16 protein-coding genes are annotated in these 18,373 nt (G+C 35.2%); 12 read left to right on the forward strand and 4 right to left on the reverse strand.

Going from position 1 to position 18,373, the window contains the following annotated elements; genetic code table 11:
- Positions 1 to 168 precede the first annotated feature (168 nt).
- The 5 genes from refZ to ACXYMZ_RS08650 all read left to right on the forward strand — a co-directional run bounded on the left by refZ (position 169) and on the right by ACXYMZ_RS08650 (position 5,501).
- Positions 169 to 774 carry a forespore capture DNA-binding protein RefZ gene (gene refZ / locus ACXYMZ_RS08630; RefSeq protein WP_458947989.1) on the forward strand — a complete coding sequence of 202 codons (606 nt, stop codon included), beginning with the start codon at positions 169 to 171 and terminating at the stop codon, positions 772 to 774.
- A gap of 190 nt (positions 775 to 964) precedes the next feature.
- A complete protein-coding gene (gene ezrA / locus ACXYMZ_RS08635) occupies positions 965 to 2,659 on the forward strand; it encodes a septation ring formation regulator EzrA (RefSeq protein ID WP_458947990.1) in 1,695 nt (564 codons plus the stop codon).
- Positions 2,660 to 2,856: 197 nt separating this feature from the next.
- Entirely contained in the window at positions 2,857 to 3,996 is a 1,140-nt protein-coding gene (locus tag ACXYMZ_RS08640; RefSeq protein WP_458947991.1) for a cysteine desulfurase family protein, read from the forward strand.
- A gap of 6 nt (positions 3,997 to 4,002) precedes the next feature.
- Complete coding sequence (gene thiI / locus ACXYMZ_RS08645) at positions 4,003 to 5,202, forward strand: tRNA uracil 4-sulfurtransferase ThiI (protein WP_458948176.1); 1,200 nt, start codon at positions 4,003 to 4,005, stop codon at positions 5,200 to 5,202.
- A gap of 107 nt (positions 5,203 to 5,309) precedes the next feature.
- Positions 5,310 to 5,501, forward strand: coding sequence for a small, acid-soluble spore protein, alpha/beta type (locus ACXYMZ_RS08650; RefSeq protein ID WP_458947992.1), 192 nt, complete (start codon positions 5,310 to 5,312; stop codon positions 5,499 to 5,501).
- A gap of 101 nt (positions 5,502 to 5,602) precedes the next feature.
- On the opposite strand, the gene ACXYMZ_RS08655 is transcribed toward ACXYMZ_RS08650, so the two are convergent.
- Entirely contained in the window at positions 5,603 to 6,400 is a 798-nt protein-coding gene (locus ACXYMZ_RS08655) for an NAD kinase (RefSeq protein ID WP_458947993.1), read from the reverse strand.
- A gap of 183 nt (positions 6,401 to 6,583) precedes the next feature.
- Here ACXYMZ_RS08655 and ACXYMZ_RS08660 point away from each other — a divergent pair, with 183 nt between their 5' ends.
- Together ACXYMZ_RS08660 and ACXYMZ_RS08665 are read left to right on the forward strand one after the other, a co-directional pair.
- Positions 6,584 to 7,564, forward strand: a complete 981-nt coding sequence (locus ACXYMZ_RS08660; protein ID WP_458947994.1) for a class I SAM-dependent methyltransferase — start codon at positions 6,584 to 6,586, stop codon at positions 7,562 to 7,564.
- 24 nt (positions 7,565 to 7,588) lie between these two features.
- Entirely contained in the window at positions 7,589 to 8,788 is a 1,200-nt protein-coding gene (locus ACXYMZ_RS08665) for an acetate kinase (protein WP_458947995.1), read from the forward strand.
- Between the two features lie 52 nt (positions 8,789 to 8,840).
- On the opposite strand, the gene ACXYMZ_RS08670 is transcribed toward ACXYMZ_RS08665, so the two are convergent.
- Positions 8,841 to 9,269, reverse strand: coding sequence for a universal stress protein (locus ACXYMZ_RS08670; protein WP_458947996.1), 429 nt, complete (start codon positions 9,267 to 9,269; stop codon positions 8,841 to 8,843).
- Positions 9,270 to 9,515: 246 nt separating this feature from the next.
- On the opposite strand from ACXYMZ_RS08670, the gene ald reads away from it, so the two are divergent.
- Positions 9,516 to 10,634 carry an alanine dehydrogenase gene (ald, locus tag ACXYMZ_RS08675; RefSeq protein WP_458947997.1) on the forward strand — a complete coding sequence of 373 codons (1,119 nt, stop codon included), beginning with the start codon at positions 9,516 to 9,518 and terminating at the stop codon, positions 10,632 to 10,634.
- Between the two features lie 448 nt (positions 10,635 to 11,082).
- Positions 11,083 to 11,754, forward strand: a complete 672-nt coding sequence (locus ACXYMZ_RS08680; RefSeq protein ID WP_458947998.1) for a PspA/IM30 family protein — start codon at positions 11,083 to 11,085, stop codon at positions 11,752 to 11,754.
- A gap of 48 nt (positions 11,755 to 11,802) precedes the next feature.
- Here ACXYMZ_RS08680 and ACXYMZ_RS08685 read toward each other — a convergent pair whose 3' ends face one another.
- A complete protein-coding gene (locus tag ACXYMZ_RS08685; RefSeq protein ID WP_458947999.1) occupies positions 11,803 to 12,540 on the reverse strand; it encodes a pirin family protein in 738 nt (245 codons plus the stop codon).
- Between the two features lie 218 nt (positions 12,541 to 12,758).
- Here ACXYMZ_RS08685 and ACXYMZ_RS08690 point away from each other — a divergent pair, with 218 nt between their 5' ends.
- The gene (locus ACXYMZ_RS08690) at positions 12,759 to 14,912 is read left to right on the forward strand and encodes a type IA DNA topoisomerase (RefSeq protein WP_458948000.1); all 2,154 of its coding nucleotides are present in this window, start codon (positions 12,759 to 12,761) and stop codon (positions 14,910 to 14,912) included.
- Positions 14,913 to 15,059: 147 nt separating this feature from the next.
- Here the strand turns inward: ACXYMZ_RS08690 and ACXYMZ_RS08695 are convergent, their stop codons facing one another.
- Positions 15,060 to 15,614: a DUF421 domain-containing protein gene (locus ACXYMZ_RS08695; RefSeq protein WP_458948001.1), complete on the reverse strand. Its 555-nt coding sequence runs from the start codon at positions 15,612 to 15,614 to the stop codon at positions 15,060 to 15,062.
- Between the two features lie 176 nt (positions 15,615 to 15,790).
- Between ACXYMZ_RS08695 and ACXYMZ_RS08700 the strand changes: the two genes are divergently transcribed.
- Together ACXYMZ_RS08700 and ACXYMZ_RS08705 are read left to right on the forward strand one after the other, a co-directional pair.
- Positions 15,791 to 16,450: a gluconate 2-dehydrogenase subunit 3 family protein gene (locus ACXYMZ_RS08700; RefSeq protein WP_458948002.1), complete on the forward strand. Its 660-nt coding sequence runs from the start codon at positions 15,791 to 15,793 to the stop codon at positions 16,448 to 16,450.
- On the forward strand, positions 16,434 to 18,140 hold the full coding sequence (locus ACXYMZ_RS08705) for a GMC family oxidoreductase N-terminal domain-containing protein (protein ID WP_458948003.1): 1,707 nt from the start codon (positions 16,434 to 16,436) through the stop codon (positions 18,138 to 18,140). The genes ACXYMZ_RS08700 and ACXYMZ_RS08705 overlap by 17 nt, the downstream gene beginning before the upstream one ends.
- Positions 18,141 to 18,373: the final 233 nt, after the last annotated feature.

Below are 18,373 nucleotides of genomic sequence, written 5' to 3' on the forward strand. Positions count from 1 at the left end.
ATTAGTCTCCTTTACTATGAAATGATGTATGGTATCCATTATAATTTAAAATAGTAATTATAGCTAAGTATTAAGTTACAGCATTCGACAAGACAATAAAAGATGTCGAAAGAAAAATGCAGGGAATTTTGTTGCATTGTCGTAAACAGAGAGTAAGGGGTGATCACTATGAAGAAAAATCCATCAAAGCAAAAAGTAATCGAAGCTGCTTCTTCCTTATTTTTTCAGAAAGGTTTCGATGGTACGTCGGTAAGAGATATTGCAGATAAGGCTACAGTAAACGTATCTTCCATTAGCTACTATTTCAAAGGAAAGCAAGGACTTTTAGAATATGCAGTCTCCGATTATTATGAAGAATACTTGGAAAAAATCGAAGAAGCATTAAGAGATACCGAAGATTTAACCGCAGCAGAGCGTTTAAATAAATTAATTTTTGTAATTATACAGTACAAGCAATCGAAACATCAATTATCTTGTTTTATCCAACGTGAACTTAGTCTTGACTCCATCTTCGTTAGGGAAATGGCTGTGACATACCTAGCGAAAGAGAATCATTATATAGAAAGAGTATTTTTACAAGCCTTAGCAGGCAAACGACAGGCTGGCGACCAAAAAAGCTTCTTATTAATGCAATTTAAAGGAATGCTGATTACTCCCTATATTTTACATAATGAATGGCGTAACCAAGTCGTTGGGAAATACTCACATGAAATGTTTGTAAAAAAATATGTTTCTACCATTCAAAAATGGGTGCAATTCATTGTCGAAAATTAAGAAAATCGGTTAATTATATCTAAAAAATCTATTTATTTGACAAAATATTGTTTTTCTTAGCCATTTATACTATTAACATGCTATTATAAGAACAATACCCTTTGTAATTTTGAAAATTGTTTACAGAACTTATTTTACTATTATTTATATGGAGAAATCCTCTGAATTGAAAGGGGCTAGGAGGTATGCTATGGAACTTATAATCGGAATAATTTTAGCAATCATTGCATTAACAGTCATCGGATTAATACTTAGAAAAAGAGTGTACGATAATGTCGATCGCTTAGAATCGTGGAAACTCGACATTATGAGCAGGAATGTAGCATCTCAGTTGGGGCAGATTAAGACCTTAAACCTTTCGGGAGAAACGCTCGTTCGATTTGAAGCGTGGAAAGAAAGATGGGACTACATAGTAAGTAAGGAATTGGCGGATATTGAAGAGCACCTTCTCGATGCTGAAGAAGCAGCGGATCGTTTTATGATTCCAAAAGGCAAGAGAGTTTTAAAAGAAGCCGAGGAGATACTAAACGCTGTTGAAAGTAGTATAGAGAAAATCCTTAATGAATTAGATGATTTATTGGAATCTGAAAAAGTCAGTAGGCAAGAAGTGGAAGAACTTGAACCTGAGATTAAAGAATTGTATCGGATGATTTCCCAAAATAGGTATCAATACGGAAAAGCAGATGATTACTTTGAAACTGAAATTAAAAAATTAGAAGAAAAAATTGCTACGTATTATCAAGAAGTTGATGAAGGAAATTACATTGAAGCAAAACATCTTGTAACTAAAGTCAATGTTGAATTGGTTGAGTTAAAGGATAAAATTAAAAGCTTTCCTGATGTATATAAAAATGCAAAACATGAATTGCCTTCACAAATTGATAATTTAAGATCTGGAATAAAAGAAATGAGATCAGGCGGCTATTACATTGAACATCTCAACTTTGAAAAAGATATACCTACATATGAAGAAAGATTAACGAGCGTTCTTCAACTACTCGAAGAAGGTAAATTAGAAGAAGCTAAAACATATCTAGATGAAATCAATGAGAAAGTTACTGAGATGTACGATCAATTAGAAAAAGAAGCAATAGCTAAAAATTATATTGAAGAGCAGTTACCTAATTATAATGATGCAATTACAAATTTAGCTACTTCATTTGAAGAGACAAAAGAAGAAGTAGAACATCTTAAAAGAGCATATTATATAGAGGATGCGGAATTAGAAAAGTTCTTTGTGATTGGAAAGCGTACAAATGATTTAAGGGAAGAACTTCAAAAGGTAATGGATAATCTAGAAGAAAATAGTACTGCCAACACAGAGGTTCGTCAACGTGTAGAAGCCGGACTAAAACAAATTGAAGAATTAGAAGCAAAACATAAAACCTTTAAAGAAGCGATTCAATCTCTAAGAAAAGATGAACTTGCTGCAAAAGATAAGATAATTGATATGCGTAATCGTATAAATGAACTTATCAGACGCCTAAGAAAGAGTAATATTCCAGGTGTTCCTACATTTATATGGACAAGCATTGAGGAAGCAGAAGAAAAAGTTAAAAAGGTTTTAAAAACGTTACAAAAACAACCTTTAGATACTAGTGAAGTACACCGTGCGTTGGCTGAGGCTGATAACTCTATCAATCATGCGACAGACCAAATCGACGTCATGCTCGATCAGGCATATTTAACAGAACAGGTCATTCAATATGCGAATCGATACCGAAGTAGAAATCCAATTTTAGCAGCAAAGCTTTTAGAATCTGAAAGACTTTTTAGAGCATATGAGTATGAATTGTCTCTTGAACAGGCGGCAAAAGCAATTGAAGAAGTAGAACCAGGTGCATTAAAATATATTGAAGAAAATCAATTAGTAAGTAATAGTTAACATAAGAAAAAGCTGTGAAAATAGGCGATTATTTCACAGCTTTTTCTTATGTTTAGGTTGCAAAGTATTTGTATTTTAACGCATATTCAAGTATGATGCATAAAGTATTATGCACAGGTTTATTTTGTTGTACATGTTAGATCATTAATAATTTGTTCGACTTAAAAATTGAATCTTATGAGTGAAGGAAGAGAACATTGATATATTTAGATAATAGCGCAACGACAATTCCAGAAGAGTCAGTAGTTGCAAGCTTTAAAAAAGTGACGGAGCAATTTTTTGCAAATCCATCATCGATTCATCAGCTAGGTGGAACTTCTGAAAATCTACTCAAAACAGCAAGAAGACAAGCAGCTGAGCTATTGCAAGTAGAAGATGAAGAAATAATCTTTACTTCTGGTGGTACCGAGGGGAATAATATCGCGATAAAAGGAATTGCTCTTGAGCATCAAAACCGTGGAAAACACATTATTACTACTTCTATTGAACACCCATCCGTAGATGAGGCTTGTCAAAGCTTAGAAAAATTAGGGTTTGAAGTCACGTACCTACCAGTTAACAAGGAAGGTGTCGTAAAAGTAAAGGATGTAGAAAAGGCAATTCGAAAAGATACAATATTAATAAGTATTATGCATGTAAATAATGAATTAGGATCCGTCCAACCAATTGAAGAAATTGGTCTGATTGCAAAGCGGTATCCAAAATTGTTTTTCCATGTTGATGCTGTTCAAAGTTTAGGGAAAATACCACTCAAATTGAAAGATTCTGGGATAGATTTATGTACCTATTCCGGTCATAAAATAAATGGACTTAAAGGCACAGGGATTTTATACGTAGAAAAGCACACAAGTTTGTTTCCATTATTTGATGGTGGTCAACAGGAAAAAGGAGTACGATCCGGTACGGAAAATCTTGCTGGGGCCGTTTCTATCGTACGAGCACTTCGCTTAACAATGGAAAATCATAAAAATAACTTTCAAGAATTAGAAGAAATGGCACGTATATTACGCACAGAACTTAAAAATATTCCTGATGTTCACATAAACAGCCCGCAAAACGGGGCACCTCATATTATGAATATTTCTGTTCCTGGTGTGAAACCGGAAGTAATTATTCATATGCTAGGAGAAAAGGATATTTTTATATCTACAAAGTCTGCATGTTCTTCCAAGGAAAAAGACGAAAGTAGAATTCTTGCCTCATGTGGTTTTAATCGAGAAATTGCAATCTCTGGACTAAGAATTAGTTTATCTTATCATAATACTGTGGAAGAGATTTATACATTTGTAAAAGTGTTAAAAGAATCATTGAATAAATTTAGGGAAGCATTGAGGTAGATAATGATGATATATGATCATATTTTAATCCGTTATGGAGAAATGTCTCTTAAGGGTAAAAACATTAGAAGTTTTATTGTAAAATTACAAGAAAATTTGCAAGCAAAATTAAAAATTTTTCCTGGTGTTAAGGTTAGTAGAACACAGGGTAGAATGTTTATCTTGTTAAATGGAAATGATCCAGATCCGATCATGGACATCTGTAAGCAGGTGTTTGGTATCCAAAGCTTAAGTTTAGCAATAAAAGTTGAAAATGATATAGAGAAAATAAAAGAAGCGGCACTTATCGCTTTAAATAAGGGAGATAATATTAACACGTTTAAAATTTCTACAAAACGTGTTAATAAAGGGTTTCCTTTTACTACTCAAGAAATAAATCAACAATTAGGTACACATTTATTAGTGAATACAGAAGATATTACCGTAGATGTTCATGAGCCAGATATTGAAATTAAAATTGAAATCCGCGGCGAAGCAACATATATCACTTCAAGAAATGAACGTGGAGCTGGAGGATTACCTGTAGGTACCTCAGGAAAGTCTTTGTTACTGTTATCTGGAGGTATAGATAGTCCTGTTGCTGGTTATCTTGCAATGAAGCGTGGCGTGCAACTTGAAGCAATTCATTTCCACTCACCACCATATACAAGTGAACGAGCAAAACAAAAAGTGATCGATCTTTCAAGAAAACTAACGGAATATGGTAGACCAATTAAGGTTCATATTGTTCCATTTACTAAATTGCAACAAGAAATATTTAGAGAAATGCCTGATAGCTATGCAATGACAATTATGCGCAGAATGATGTTTCGAATTGCAGAAGCAGTATGTGAAAATGAAAAAATACTATCCCTTACAACGGGAGAAAACCTTGGTCAGGTTGCTAGTCAAACGATGGAAAGCATGCATGCTATCAATCAAGTGACAAATTATCCAGTTATAAGACCACTTATTGCAATGGATAAACAAGATGTTATTAATATGGCACAGGAAATTGGGACATATGAAACATCTATTTTACCATATGAGGATTGCTGTACTATTTTTGTTCCAAAATCGCCAAAAACAAAGCCTCGTGTTGATAAAGTAAATCAATATGAGTCAACTTATGATTTCACTGCTTCCATTGAAGAAGCAATTGAAGGCATTGAAACCATTCAGATAACTTCTAAAAAAGAACAAGAAAGCTTTGAAGAGCTCTTTTAATCGTTGCGTTCTACTATCTAACATTCTTACCAAGAAGTTCTAATATATTTCATACATGATTCACTTCCAATCAGCACATGCTATGGTTACTAAGGAGGTGAGCTTACATGGCTAACAATACTTCTAATCAATTAGTAGTCCCTGGTGCCGAGCAAGCTTTAAATCAAATGAAATATGAAATTGCTCAAGAGTTTGGTGTTCAGCTAGGGCCAGATTCAACATCAAGATCTAATGGTTCAGTCGGTGGAGAAATTACGAAGCGACTTGTATCAATGGCACAGCAACAAATGCGTGGTTAATTTAAAATTAAAATGAATATAATGTCGTTAGAAATTAACGATGTAACATTCAAAAGCGTTATTTCACTTAAGTAGTGAAATAACGCTTTTCTAGTTAGATATTACAAAAATGTTCGTCTTACTCTGTCCCAGTAGGAGTTGTTTTTTAGTTTTATTGTTTTGATAACATGGTCATCCATTTCTACTTTTATGTTGTAAATTCGTCGGATTGGGAAGGCTTCGTTATCTAAGCTTATAATTGGATGGTCATTTCCCATTTGTTGAATGTCTAATGTCAGTTTACGTTGTTTGTTTAAAATAAATGGAGAACCTAGTGTACGGTATTGATTATTATTTAATGAAGCTACTTCGGCAATTTGGAAACCAGAAATTAAAGGGTCTATGACAGCACCGTTTGCAGATTTACTATAGCCTGTACTTCCAGTTGGTGTAGCAACAATTAAGCCATCTCCCCGAAATGTTTCAAAGTGATTGTCATCAATTGTGACGTCAATTACTATTGTTTTTACAATGGTTGAACGAACACTTACCTCATTCAAACAATAATATGAATTTCCGTCATTTACTTGTACTTTTATTAGCGGAAATCTACGTACTTCTACTTCTTCATTCATAATCGCTTTTAGCATTTCATTAAAGTTATCAAGGTTAAAATCACAGTAAAGACCAGATTCGTCTTCTCTTGTAATACCCACGTATAAACAGTCTTGGCGAAAACCACTTTTTCTGACAGCTTGTAAGAATGTGCCGTCCCCACCAATACTAGCTATAATATTAGCATCTTCATGGTTATCCACAATAATAAAATCATTTTCGTTCGCTACTTCAATTAGTTTATTTACTTTTTGATTCGTGTCTTCCTCGTGTAAATAATAGAAGAAAATTTTATTTCGTTTCATGAGGACAACTTCCCCTTCTTAAGAGTATTTAATTTTATAATAACATTTTGAGAAAACTTATCCAATTTAAGACGATTTGTTGAAAAAATAAGGGAGACTCCTGTTAAGCCATATGTGAATCGTTGGACAATGCTCTTGGATTTATTCATAATAGGGTAGAGATAATATACTAGGAGAGTTAAAATGAAAAAGTCGAATGTTGAACAGTTATATGAATGGTTAAATGGATATACAGAAGAAGTCATGCAGCATCTATATGAACCGTATCTAGATAGTCTTACGGAAGTAATGGAAACTTTATTTTATGAAGCACCTGCTGATGATTTAGATGACATTTTAAAAAAGAAGCTTGAAGTCGCTTTAACTGAAATAAAATCGATAAATTATACACTCGAAGATTTAAGAAAAGCAATCCAGTTAGCTATATTAAATGGAATGAAAGGAACTACTCAAGAACAACACTTGATGACACCTGAATCTATTGGATTAATCGTTGGTTACTTAGCAAATCAATTGATGGCTGATAAAAAAGAACTTAGCCTTTTCGATCCAGCAAGTGGGACAGGTAATTTGTTAATTACCGTAATGGAACGCTTATCTGCAGAGAAAAAGGCTTATGCAAGTGAAGTTGATCCGACACTTATCCAACTATCAGCAATACTTGCGAATTTGCAAAAGAGAGAAATTCAATTTTTCCATCAAGATAGCTTACGACCATTACTATTGGACCCTGTAGATTTAGTTGTATCAGATCTTCCCGTGGGTTATTACCCAGATGACGTTCAAGCTAGTGAATACAAATTGATGGCAGATGAAGGTCATGCATTTTCACATCACTTATTTATTGAACAAAGTTTGCGGTATACAAAAGAAGCAGGCTACTTGATTTTTGTTGTTCCAGACTTTCTATTTGATAGTGAACAATCAGACAAACTCAATCACTTTTTAAGAGAGAACGCACATATCATCGGTGTTTTACGATTACCTGAAACAATCTTTAAAGCAAAGCGACATGTTAAAAGCATCGTTATTTTACAGAAAAAAGGCGAAAATACGAAGAATCCAAAACAACCACTACTTGTACAAATGCCTGATTTAAATAATCAAAATGCAATGGCAGATATTTTAAAACAAATGAATCTTTGGTTTGATACTTATAAATAAAATGACAATAGTTGGAGTGATATTATGAGTAATATACTTGCAATTAATGCTGGAAGCTCGTCATTAAAGTTCCAATTAATCGAATTACCATCTGAAACCGTTAGTGCCAAAGGGGTTATCGAAAGAATTGGTATCGGAGATTCTATTTTCCAAATAGAATCGAATGGAACAAAAAATAAAAAAGTTACAAACATTGAAAATCATGAGGAAGCTGTCAAATTGTTACTTGAAGCTTTGATTGAGTCGAATGTGATTCAATCCTTTAAAGAAATTGATGCGATTGGGCACCGCGTTGTCCATGGAGCAGAGAGGTTTAGTGATTCTGTTCTGATAACTGAGGAAGTAATGCAAGCTATTGAGGAAGTCTCTGAACTTGCACCTTTGCATAATCCAGCAAATCTGGCAGGAATTCATGCCTTCAAAGAAGTACTACCAAATGTTCCAATGGTTGCTGTTTTTGATACGGCATTTCATCAAACAATGCCTAAGTCATCTTATTTATATAGTTTACCTAGAAAATATTATACGGAATATGGTATACGTAAATATGGATTTCATGGGACATCCCATAAGTTTGTTTCCGTTCGAGCTGCAGAGCTTATCGGAGCTCCACTAGAATCGTTGCGTCTTATCTCATGTCATATTGGAAATGGTGCTAGTGTAACTGCCATAGAGGGTGGTAAATCGATTGATACTTCGATGGGCTTTACACCTCTTGCAGGGGTTACGATGGGAACTCGTTCTGGTGATATAGATCCTGCATTAATTCCGTATATAATGGATAAGACAGGGAAGACAGCTGATGAGGTCATAAATGTTTTAAACAAAGAAAGTGGAATGTTAGCTTTGTCAGGTTTTTCAAGTGATTTAAGAGATATTGAAGAAAAAGCAGACACGGATGAAAGAGCAGAACTAGCGCTTACTGTTTTTGCTGAAAGAATTCATAAATATATTGGATCGTATGCTGCGAAGATGTCAGGGGTTGACGCGATTATCTTTACCGCGGGTGTTGGTGAAAATAGTGATGTCGTCCGTGAGAAGATTTTAACTGGTCTAGAGTTCATGGGTGTGTATTGGGATAAACGTTTGAATAATGTTAGAGGAAAAGAACAGTTTATTAATCATCCACATTCACCTGTTAAAGTAATTATCATCCCTACGAATGAAGAACTGATGATTGCTAGGGATACAATGCGATTAAGTAAATTAGAAAAAGTAAAATAAAAAGAGCTCTTGCTTCCTTATTGGTAAAAGGAGGTAAGGGCTCTAAGTTTTATTATCTAGTAACGAGTACATCACATTTTGCATGTCTAGTAATACTTTCAGATACACTACCAATAAGGAAACGTTCAACTGCATTCATACCAGTAGCACCACAAATAATTAAGTCTGCATTAAAGTCCTCAGCGATGTCTCTTGGTACTTTAACTTTTGGCGAACCATATTCAATACATCTTACCAAATCTGTTAAACCTTCATTTCTAGCATTTTCAATATAACCATCTAATAATTCTTTTGCATATTGCTCCGCACGCTCTGAAAGTGTACGATCATATGCTTCTGCTGTTGCAAATGTTCTCGAATCGATAACATGAGCAACGATTAGGCGAGCTCCATTTCGTTTTGCAATCTCAATAGCTTTGTTGAATGCTTTTTCTGCTGCTTCAGATCCATCGACTGCAATTAGTATGTTTTTATACTCCATCGTTATCTCCCCTTTCATCTATATTATATATCCTTTACCACGGTAGAACAACACTAAACAGAAAATAGTAAGAAATCAGACATATTTATATATTCTTTTAAACAAATTTGGTTTTCAAACTTGCATAATCACTAGGAATTATAAATATTTCTAAGTTTCTTCAAACTAGGTGCTTTATAGGATACAATTTGATACAATTAAGACTGAAGAAAGTCTACTTAATTGAAGAAATGGGAGGATTACTTGATGAAGATTGGTATTCCAAAAGAGATATTAAATAATGAAAATCGTGTAGCAATGGCACCGTCTGGTGTTTTCTCTTTAAAAGAAGCAGGGCATGAGATTTTCATTCAATCAGGGGCAGGAAATGGTTCTAGTTTTTCTGATGAACAGTATCAAGAAGTAGGAGCAGTAATTGTTGATACAGCAGAAGAAGCTTGGAATCAAGATATCGTTTTAAAAGTAAAAGAACCACAGGAAGAAGAATTTAAATACTTCCACGAAGGGCTAATCTTATTTACTTATTTACATTTAGCAAACGAGCCTGAATTAACTAAGGCTTTAATTGATAATAAAGTTGTTGGAATGGCATATGAAACAGTTCAATTACCAAATCGTTCTTTACCATTACTTACTCCGATGAGTGAAGTTGCTGGTAGAATGGTAACACAAGTAGGAATGCAATTATTAGAGCATCCTAAAGGTGGAAAAGGGATCTTACTTTCTGGAATTCCTGGAGTATCAAGAGGAACAATCACAATTATTGGTGGTGGGGTCGTAGGTACAAACGCCGCGAAAATCGCTATTGGTCTAGGCGCTAAAGTTACGATCATCGATTTAAATCCAGATCGACTACGCCAGCTTGATGATATTTTTGGTAACTCCATTAACACTTTAATTTCTAATCCACATAATATTCAACAGTCAGTAATTGAATCTGACTTGGTTATTGGTTCTGTACTTATTCCAGGTGCTAAGGCTCCAGTTCTAGTTACAGAAGAAATGGTGAAGCAAATGTCTCCTGGCTCTGTTATGATTGACGTTGCGATTGACCAAGGTGGGAACTTTGAAACAAGTGATCGAATAACAACTCATGACAACCCAACATTCCTAAAACATGATGTCGTGCATTATACAGTTGCCAATATGCCTGGTGCTGTTCCACAGACTGCAACTGTTGGACTTACAAATGCTACATTACCTTATGTTTTACAAATAGCGAATAAGGGGTATAGACAAGCATCACTTGATAATGAAGCAATTCTTAAAGGTATTAACACTTTAGAAGGTTTCGTAACCTATCAAGCAGTTGCAGAAGCACATGGATTAGAATATGAAAATGCAAACTCTTTATTGAATAATTAATTAGAGCAAAGGCGCAAGCGCCCGTTCAGCGACGTACAAACTGCGCCCCACAGGACGTGGGGTGGTTCAACGTTGCGACGTGATGTCGCGGTTTTAGTTGAACTTCCCTTATTTTGTGAGATAAAGGAAACACGACGAGGTACGAGTCGATGTTGACTTATCGATTGAAGAAGTGCGAAGTTTGATAGTCGGTGGGCGCTGGAGCCGAACGTGGCTCTACCGCTTATAATATCCACACCCTAGAAATTTTGTTATATCCTAGAGAATAAAAAGCATTGGAGAAGGCTTCCAATGCTTTTTTATAAAAATTCTATCTTTTTTTGAAACCTTTTTTTCTAAGCTTCGTATGAATGAGAGAAGAGAATTTCAGATGTGACTTAGCGTCTTAAACTGACTCTCTTGGTAAAGTTAGAATTTAAAAGGAAAATATACTTAAGGAGGAGATTCTATGTTTCAATTTTTTAAACGAATGAAAACAGTAGTTAGTTCAGAGTTAAATGCCATGATTGATAAGGCAGAAGATCCAGTAAAAATGTTAGATCAGTTTTTACGTGATATGGGTGAGGATATCCGTGATGCAGAAGCTGCAATTGCTAAACAAATTGCAAATGAAAAAATGTTAAAACGAAAAGCGAATGACGCTCAAGCACTAGTTGACAGACGTCAAGAGCAAGCAGAGCAAGCTGTAGCAGCTGGAAATGATGACCTAGCTCGTCGTGCTTTACAAGATAAAAAAGATCATGAAGCAACTGCAGTGAGTTTAAATGAATCATGGGAACGTGCAAAAGCAGATGTAGATTCCTTAAGAGAGAAATTAGATGAAATGAAACGTGAATACCAAGAAATGAATCTTAAGAAAGATTCATTAAAAGCCCGTGCTGAATCAGCAAAAACGAGAACAAAAATGAACCGTGCGATGTCATCTATTGGTTCAGATGATTCACGCCAAGGATTCGACCGTATGGAAGAAAAAGTTCTACGTTTTGAAGCAGAAGCAGAGACATCTGAAGATCTCTCACAAGCAAGCCGCACTTTAGATGATGAATTCAAAGACCTTATTACAAATGATGTAGACGATGAATTAGCTGCACTCAAGAAAAAGCTAGGAAAAGACGAGTAATCTAAAGAAGCAGCCACTTGCGCTGCTTCTTTTTAATAAATTTATTTACTAAACTCCACTTATCGTCCCGTCCAATGACATCGGAACATCCATATCAACTAAGAATAATACAAGCGTCGAATCTTTAGTCGCTTGTATATCACTTAATTTTTCATTGACAGAAGTAACAGCCTCGTACTTACTCACTATTGTGTCTTCAACCGTTAGTTCTCCATCTAGCACATACAGAAAAGGCTCATAATTTTCTATATCTGGAATTTGCATTTTTTGACCAGCTTTTGGATGAGCATCATAGATATAGACATTTTGTCTAAAAAATAATGGTGCTTCACTACCTTCAGGTCCCGCCATTAAATACCAGTCTTCATTCATTAATGGCTTCTCATGAAATTGAATATGTGCAGGCAAATTAGATTTCTTAGGGCGAACGAAAATCTGTAACATTTCCACATCACCGTTTTCGTTTTTGACCTTTTCTTCATGCCAAAAACTTTCGCCAGCATTCATAAGCATTAATTTCCCTTTTTCAATTGGAGCTTCAAAGTCAGCAGAATCTCTATGTTGTGAAGTACCTCTCCAAACATAGCTTAGGATTTCATCATTTTTATGTTCATGCATTTTTACAGTTAACCCTTTTTTCATAAAAGCATGATCAATATTTGAAAGAGGGCCAAACGCAAGATCATTACTGGAAGCTCCTAAAATCTTACCTGGATGTACTCTTGTAATGTTAAAATAACCTTTAAATGGTTGCGTATGACTTTCATATTTCAATATCTTTACCAAAGATAGAGACCTCCTATTAAATTCGTTATTATATTAAGTATGGGTAAGATTGTGGGAGATAGCAATAAATCTGCTGAGAGTATTTTGATTGACTTCATTAGCAAATTCATTCATTCTATAGTATAAGAATATATGTTCGTGCATTAGAATTAAATTTAATAACTGTAAATAATTAAGGAATGTAACGATATAAATTACTAAAAGAAGGAGCATTTAGAATGAGTACTGTAGCAATATTCGCCGAAAAACCTTCTCAAGCGAAGGCATACGCGGAAGCTTTTTCTATTAAAAAACGTCATAAAACACATATAGAATTAAACCCTTGTCAAACCTTCCCAAATGGTGCGGTCATTACTTGGGGAATTGGCCATTTGGTTGAGTTGAAAGAACCAAAGGAATATCGTAAGGACTGGGCAACTTGGAACTTATCATCACTACCAATCTTGCCTGACAACTATGAGTACAAAGTTTCTTATGATAAAAGAGAGCAGTTTAACTTTATTAAAAAGTTATTTAATGATCCTAGAATTGGTACTATAATAAATGGTTGCGACTCCGATCGGGAAGGATCTAATATTTTTTATTCCTCTTACTACATGACAGGAGCAAAAAATAAAGAAATTAAACGGCTTTGGATCAACTCACTTGAGGCTGATGAAATAAGAAAAGGTTTTAATAGCCTACATGATAATCAAAAAGACATGTTACTTTATTATGAAGCAAAAACTCGCCAAATAAGTGATTGGCTTGTAGGAATGAACGGCAGTCGGTTATTTACACTACTGCTACAACAGAAAGGTTTTGATGACAGTCTATCGATTGGACGAGTTCAGTCTCCAACTGTATATCTTATTTATCAAAGACAAAAAGAAATTGAACAGTTTGTTGCGACTCCTTTTTATGAAATAGAAGGTAACTTTACTGCTAAGAATGGTATATATCAAGGAAAAGCAAAAATAAAAAGTGAAAAAATAGAAGAAGTCCAAGCCCTTATGGAGAAACATAATATATCGGAACAAAATGATGGTTTTGTAAAATCTATTAAGAAAAAAGAAAGACATATTAAGCCACCAAAATTACACGCTCTTTCAACTTTACAATCTACTGCAAATAGAAAATGGAAATACAGCCCTGCAAATGTTTTAAAGACTGTTCAAGGCTTGTATGAGAAAAAATTAGTTACCTATCCACGAACAGATACACAGTTCATAACGACGAATGAATTTGCATATCTAAGTGCAAATGTGGAACGTTATCAAGCAATTGCAGGCGCCAATTTTCCAGTAGCTTCAAAAAGACCGAATAAGCGATATGTAGATAATTCTAAAGTTCAAGAGCATTATGCGATCATACCTACAAAGACGATTCCGACAGAGAAAAAGATACAAGGATTATCCGTCATGGAACGGAATCTGTATTTTGAAATCTTAAAAACAACATTAGCAATGTTTCATTCGGATTATATTTACGAAGAAACAAAGGTAATTACAGATGTAAACGAGCTTGATTTTGAATCGGTGGGAAAAACGGAAATAAGCAAAGGTTGGAGAGAACTATTTACATTCGCTCAAAAAGAAAGCGTTAAGAAGAAAGATGAAGAAGCACGGATTCCTATTTTAGAAGAAAATGAGAAGGTATCAGGAGAAATAAAAATGAAAAAAGGAATGACAAAACCTCCTAAACCTTATACTGAAGGTCAATTAATTAACATGATGAAAACATGTGGTAAAGATATAGATAATGAAGAGGAAATGGAAATATTAAAAGAAGTAGAAGGCTTAGGTACAGAAGCAACTCGAAGTGGTATTATCGAGACAATCAAAAGGCATGGCTATATTCAGGTGAATAAAAATATTGTAAGTGTCACAAAAAAAGGAGAGATCCTCTGTCAATCAATACAAGGTAACCTTCTATCAAGTCCTTCGATGACTGCAAAATGGGAAACCTATTTAAAGAAGATAGGGAATGGTGAAGGGGAGCCTAGATATTTCATTTCTAGTATTGCTAGATTCATAGAAAAATTAATCCAAGAAACACCAAAGCAATTGGATGTTAAGGAACTTAACGAAAGTTTAGCTGTCACACAAAATAATACCAAAATTGCAACTTGTCCAAGTTGTAAAAAAGGGAATATTATTCAAAGAAAAACGTATTACCGCTGTTCTGAGCACGAAAATGGCTGTAAACAAAATTTCCCTGGACAGATATTAGGGAAGAAACTGACAGAAAAAAATATCAAAGATTTATGCACAAAAGGAAAGACTAGCATGATTAAAGGAATGATATCTAAAAAAGGAAAACGATTTAATGCATATCTTAAATTAGAAGATAGTAAAATTACTTTTGAATTTGCGAATTATCGTAAAAAGTAGAAGGGAATACTTGTAAACGGAATTGTATAAAATAAGCTGCATTTTATTTTTGATGAAGGTCATCCGTAGTGGATGGCCTTTAATTATTTGGTCTACAATTATGGTAAGCGAAGTTAATGTTCATATAAAAATTATACTGTCGTTTTGTTAAGGTTCCTGCTTTCCTTCAAATTTTTTCGTTTTTACTTCATTAAAAATATTATCATTCTGCTTTTCATTTGTAGGTAGTGTAGGCTTGTTGGCAAGTCCTAGTGATTCTTTTAAGTGCGCTATTTCTTGCATTAATAGTTGAAGATCTTCTTTTGTAACTGGCTTTTTATTCTCATGTAGTTCATAGCCTATTTGTCCACTTACCTCAATCGTTGCATACTTCACATCTTCTAAGGAAGTAACCCCTGACTGTCTTAATCGTGTTTCAAGCCTATCCACACTCATTCGCAACTTTCTTAAAGTATCCGTATCTATTTTTCCGTTTTCTATAACAATTTTAGCTTTACCAGTCGAGATCGTTTCCAAGAAATCAAATTTCACTTCTAAATACTCCGTAACAATCATCAATAAAATCATTAAAAAACCGACAGCCAAGGTATGAAAGATACCTTTGTCAGCTATTGGCTGAATTAACAAGGAGCCAATACCAATCATTACAATAACCTGCGTAATCGTCATCTGGGATATTGATTTTCTACCTGCTAATCTCAAGATAAATCTTCCACCATAAAAAATAACAATTGTATGCCATATCCAATTAAAGTCTTACACTATATCAACCTCCAAAATTGGATGCGTTTTAAAATATATGAATATCATTCCAAATAATTGGTATTTGATTCATAAATGAAAACTACAAAAATATACTAATAGTGTGTGCATTTATTATGAAAGGGGTGTTTATCATTCAATACTCAGTCCCCACGCAAGATTATATAAAGACAACATTTCAAGCGCTAACCGATGCCATATTACCTCCTGGTCTTCCAAGTGAATATGGCTATATTAGTAAGGATATGGGAGTTCATGAATATCTTATCTATGCTCTTAATCACTATGTTGCTATCCAGCAACAGTTGTATCAAATTACTATCTCGTTATCCCTTCCCACAGCAAAATTGCTAGATGCTGCAGCGAAACAGCTCGTATCTTTTAATCAAATCAAACCAACAAACGAAGGGTCGTTTTCTGGCGGTGGGATTTTTTCCAGCCTCTCAAGAAAAGATCGTTTGCAAACTCTATCTGCATTAGAAAATCTTCAACTTGATTTGTATTCTCTACCTGAACCTTTCAGAAATAATGCTGGTTTTATAAAACATGTTATTGATGCATTAAATAGATTTTCTATGTTCGGATACTACTCGGAGTGGCCAGCATATGGTTCTACACGACTTTATCCTCCGCAGCTTCGCAGGCTTGAATTTTTCCCTTGGGGATGGGAGCAGGTCGGTTACCCTGGTGTAGCTTATGGTTACAGAGATTTCCGTGGGTTTTTACTAAGAATGTCGGATATAGAAAGAAGGTTCGAGCATGAAGCAGAATCCTGATGTAATCGTCATAGGGGCTGGTGGCGGAGGGGCAGTGATTGCCAAAGAACTCGGAGAAAAAGGAATGAAAGTTCTCGTTTTGGAAGCAGGACCATGGTACGGAAATAAAAACTGGCCAAAGCCAAATGAAACACGAGGGCCAAAAGAAAGTAGCAATCCAGATGACTTGGACGGTGTGCTGTATAGGCAGCAGCTTACTAGGCTAGAAAATGATATGGATGACGTGGTAACTGGAAAGTTTCGTTTTGGTTCTGCTGATAGACGGAGAGCTCCGTGGTACAGAAACATTCCTAATCAAGCTTTTCTATGGCAAACGGCAGCTGTTGGTGGAGGAACAATCCATTATTACGCGAATTCACTACGCGCCTTTCCAGAAGCAATAAAAGAATGGCCGATAAGTTATCAGGAACTTATTCCATACTATGAAAAAGTAGAAGCGATTTTGCCTGTTGAGTTTGCTCCAACGACTTCAAAGGAAGCTATGTTTTATCATGCAGCAGAGCAGGCTGGATATTCAATTAATGCTACATTAGATGTTACCGAACCCGGTTACCGTCCACAGCCAAATGCTATTTTACCACCGAATGAAAAGTTGATGGATACCGATTATTCCCTTGAAGAAGTAAGTCATATGGAAGGTTGTACATTGAGTGGGCATTGTGGGCAAGGTTGTCCATATGGTCCGTCACATAACCGAATGGCAAAGCGATCGACTAATATCAGCTACATTCCTCAAGCCTTACAGACTGGCAATGTAAGCATTCGTCCAAATGTATTTGTCATGAAAGTATTGACTGAGGATAGCCCGGAGCGCGGAAAAAAAGCAAAAGGCGTTCAAGTTCGTGACACTTGGACAGGGGAAATAGAAGAAATAGTAGCAAAAGTAGTAGTAATGGCTGGAGGTTGCATTGAAACCCCGAGGCTATGGCTAAATTCCAAACTCCCTCAAAATTCCTGGGTCGGTAGAGGGCTTACCAATCACTATATGGATCTTGTTACAGGTACATTTGATCAGGAAACAATAATGAATGCGATAGGATCTCCAGATATTAACCCGATTATCGGACATACATCTGGGGCAAGGCTTGATTACCCAGGATTAGGCATGATTGAAAATCTTGGTGAAAGTCCTGGTATTGCATCGATGTCTGTATTTGGTTTCAGTCAATCAGGATATGATGCTTTACGTACTAAAGATCCTGCCATTGGTGACACTGAAGGGCGGGTAGTTGGTAAAAATCTACAAGAATCAATGGAGGATTACCGAAGAACGCTAACATTGCTTATTGTAACTGGTGACGAGGTAGATTTTGCAAATAGAGTGGCACTTGATCCACATATTAAAGATGAACATGGCCCAGTAGCAAATATTCTTTACAATCCAACAAAAAAATCTAGAGAGAGAAGAGAGCAGCTAGTTAAAATTGGAACACAGATGTTGCGCTCGGCAGGTGCTGGGAAAATTCACCGAACAAACCTACCAAAAGATTATTATATTCATATACAAAGTACGATGCGTATGGGATTTGTCGTTGATACTTCTTGTGAAGCTTATCAAGTAGACCGACTATATATTGCTGACAATAGTGTGCAGTATAACTCACTTGGTGGGCCAAACCCAACGTTAACAACACAGGCGCTTGCAACCCGAACGGCGGAAAAACTTGCGAATAAATACTTCTCTTCTTGAACTAAATCAAGGAAGTCGGTTAATTAATCGACTTCTTTTTGTTGTGTCTGAACCATTGAAAATACTATGTAGTCCAGAAAGTTAATAATAATCCGATTTGTTGCGAGTAATAGGGTCTTATGAGAAAATAGGTAGAAGCGAGTGGAAAGAAAAAAATATCCACGTTACGATTTAAACTAGATATAACAAGAATTTCATAACGAATGATAGTAATTTATTTTATTTTGCAAAAC

This window comes from Oceanobacillus sp. CAU 1775 (genome assembly GCF_054482815.1).